The following is a 3,379-nucleotide window of genomic DNA, read 5'->3' as shown; positions in this document are numbered from 1 at the left end:
TGAACTGGCCGGTCGGGTTGATGTGGAACTGGGTGTCTTTGCTCAGCAGTTCGGCAGGCAGTACGTGCTTGACGATCAGCTCCATCACGCCTTCGCGCAGGTCTTTGTACGACACTTCAGGGTTGTGCTGGGTCGACAGGACAACCGCCTCGATACCGACAACCTTGCCACCTTCATAACGGCAAGTGACTTGCGACTTGGCGTCTGGACGCAGCCAAGGCAGCAGGCCCGATTTACGGGCTTCGGCCTGACGCTGCACCAGTTGGTGCGAGAAGGTGATCGGCGCTGGCATCAAAACGTCGGTTTCGTTGCTGGCGTAGCCGAACATCAGGCCTTGGTCGCCGGCGCCCTGATCTTCAGGCTTGGCACGGTCAACACCCTGATTGATGTCCGGGGATTGCTTGCCGATGATGTTCATCACGCCACAAGTGGCGCCGTCGAAGCCGACTTCGGAGCTGGTGTAGCCGATGTCGCAGATGACGTCACGAACGATCTGCTCCAGGTCGACCCAGGCGCTGGTGGTCACTTCACCGGCAACGATGGCCACGCCGGTCTTGACCAGGGTTTCCACCGCAACGCGTGCGTGTTTGTCCTGGGCAATAATGGCGTCCAGCACCGCATCGGAAATCTGGTCGGCGATTTTGTCCGGATGTCCTTCAGACACGGACTCGGAGGTGAAGAGGAGTATTCGCTCATCTCGATGTTTTCCTGAATTTACCGATGGTGAGTGTTGCCAGCCGGTCGCTGAAAGTGGCGAACCTGGATCTGGAAACCATTACGTAAACCTATATAGAGGCTTTCCCCGGGAACGAGTCCCGCAGCGGTGGCCCAACGGGCCAAATCATCCTGTTCAAACCCCAACCACAGATCACCGCAGGCCTCCTTGGCCCAACTCTGGTTGTGGCTACATAACTCTGTTACGAGCAAGCTACCGCCCGGTTGCAGCAGGTTGGCCATGTGCTTGAGCGCTTCGGCCGGCGCGGCGAAATGGTGCAAGACCATGTTCAGCACTACGCAATCGGCCTGAAGGCTGGGGCTGTTCAATGCATCGGCCAATTGCAGGCTGACGTTAGCCAGTTCTTCGCGAATGCATACCTGACGCGCCAGTTCGAGCATCGCCGGGCTGTTGTCCAGCGCGGTGACGGTGCCAAAGCGGCGGGCCAGTTCCGGCAGAAAAGTACCATCGCCGGGGCCGACTTCAATGGCCGTGGCAGCACCACTGAAGTTCAGTTTGTCGAGCAGGGCCAGCACGCTGTCGCGGTACTGCGGCAAGCCTGCAATCAAGTCTTGCTGGGCGCGGAATTTCTCCGCCACCCGGGCGAAAAAGTCCTGGCTGGCCGCAGCGCGTTGTCCGTGAACCTGAGCGATTCGCGCCAAAACATCGTTGGGCAGGGTCAGTTGGTCGACTTCTTCTAACAATGCCGTGTGCAGTTTGCCGCCGAGCAATTGGGTGTGGGGCAGGGCGCGGCGATAAAAGATCGCATTGCCTTCGCGGCGGGTCGCCACCAGATCGGCCTGGGCCAGCACTTTAAGGTGATGGCTCATGCCCGACTGACCGATACCGAAGATCTGTGCCAGCTCCAGTACACCGAACGAATCGTTGGCCAGTGCGCGCAATACATTCAGCCGCAGCGGATCGCCGCCGGCCTTGCACAGGGCTGCCAGCTCGTCGCAATCATCATGTCGAATGGAAGGCGCGTGTAAGTTCATAGGGCAGGCAGTCTATTGATGGGCGGAAAGCACCGCAAGGGCAATATCAAAAAGTTTTGATATTGCACGATAGATGGCACTTCTCGCTGACGGGTTAACTCTACAAACCAACAGCGGAAAGGTTTCACCCGCACAATCCGCCGCTAACCATGGGAAAAACGCCTCCGGATGACTATCTGTCATTGCCCCGAGGCGCTCCGGTGAGGGAAAATGCCCTCCTTTTTTCCGTTTCAATCTATTCACACCCAGGAGATCAGCGATGCCTAGCCGTCGTGAGCGTGCCAACGCCATTCGTGCCCTCAGCATGGATGCCGTGCAAAAAGCCAACAGCGGCCATCCCGGTGCCCCTATGGGTATGGCAGATATCGCCGAAGTACTTTGGCGCGACTACCTCAAGCACAACCCGAGCAATCCCTCGTTCGCTGACCGTGACCGCTTCGTGCTGTCCAACGGCCACGGCTCGATGTTGATCTACTCGCTGCTGCACCTGACCGGTTACGACCTGTCGATCGACGACCTCAAGCAATTCCGTCAACTGCACAGCCGCACCCCGGGCCACCCGGAGTTCGGTTATACCCCGGGCGTTGAAACCACTACCGGCCCGCTGGGTCAGGGTCTGGCCAACGCTGTGGGTTTCGCTCTGGCAGAAAAAGTCCTGGCGGCGCAGTTCAACCGTCCGAGCCATAACATCGTTGATCACCACACCTACGTTTTCCTGGGTGATGGCTGCATGATGGAAGGCATTTCCCACGAAGTCGCTTCCCTGGCCGGTACTCTGGGTCTGGGCAAGCTGATCGCCTTCTACGATGACAACGGCATCTCCATCGACGGCGAAGTCGAAGGCTGGTTCACCGATGACACCCCGAAGCGTTTCGAAGCCTACAACTGGCAAGTGATCCGCAACGTTGACGGTCACGACCCGGAAGAGATCAAGACTGCCATCGAAACCGCTCGCAAGAGCGCGCAGCCGACCCTGATCTGCTGCAAGACCACCATCGGTTTCGGCTCGCCGAACAAACAGGGCAAAGAAGACTGCCATGGTGCCCCACTGGGTGACGCGGAAATCGCTCTGACCCGTCAGGCGCTGAACTGGAACCACGGCCCGTTCGAAATCCCGGCCGACATTTATGCCGAATGGGATGCCAAAGAAGCTGGCCGCGCTGTTGAAGCCGAATGGGATCAGCGTTTCGCTGCCTACTCCGCCGCGTTCCCGACTGAAGCCAACGAACTGATCCGTCGTCTGAGCGGTGAACTGCCGGCTGACTTCTCGGAAAAAGCCTCGGCCTATATCGCTGAAGTCGCTGCCAAAGGCGAAACCATCGCCAGCCGTAAAGCCAGCCAGAACGCCCTGAACGCGTTCGGCCCGCTGCTGCCGGAACTGCTTGGCGGTTCGGCTGACCTGGCCGGTTCCAACCTGACCCTGTGGAAGGGTTGCAAAGGCGTCAGCGCTGAAGATGCCAGCGGCAACTACATGTACTACGGCGTGCGCGAATTCGGCATGACCGCCATCATGAACGGCGTCACCCTGCACGGCGGCCTGGTGCCTTACGGCGCGACCTTCCTGATGTTCATGGAATACGCTCGCAACGCCGTGCGCATGTCCGCTCTGATGAAGCAGCGCGTGATCCACGTCTACACCCACGACTCCATCGGTCTGGGCGAAGACGGC

General features: G+C 59.1%; 2 protein-coding genes and 1 pseudogene. 1 reads left to right on the top strand and 2 read right to left on the bottom strand.

Going from position 1 to position 3,379, the window contains the following annotated elements:
• Both metK and ACIOU6_RS04160 read right to left on the bottom strand, forming a co-directional pair.
• Positions 1–696 (bottom strand): annotated as a pseudogene (gene metK / locus ACIOU6_RS04165) (methionine adenosyltransferase); the annotation flags it as partial.
• Between the two features lie 18 nt (positions 697–714).
• Positions 715–1,710: a metalloregulator ArsR/SmtB family transcription factor gene (locus ACIOU6_RS04160; protein WP_221732338.1), complete on the bottom strand. Its 996-nt coding sequence runs from the start codon at positions 1,708–1,710 to the stop codon at positions 715–717.
• Positions 1,711–1,969: 259 nt separating this feature from the next.
• On the opposite strand from ACIOU6_RS04160, the gene tkt reads away from it, so the two are divergent.
• A partial coding sequence (gene tkt, locus ACIOU6_RS04155; RefSeq protein WP_401134075.1) for a transketolase occupies positions 1,970–3,379 on the top strand: 1,410 nt, incomplete at its 3' end.

Origin of the sequence: Pseudomonas sp. NPDC087615, from assembly GCF_044743445.1 — a bacterium.
Taxonomy (GTDB): domain Bacteria; phylum Pseudomonadota; class Gammaproteobacteria; order Pseudomonadales; family Pseudomonadaceae; genus Aquipseudomonas; species Aquipseudomonas baetica_A.
This window is presented reverse-complemented; position numbering and strand designations above follow the sequence as displayed.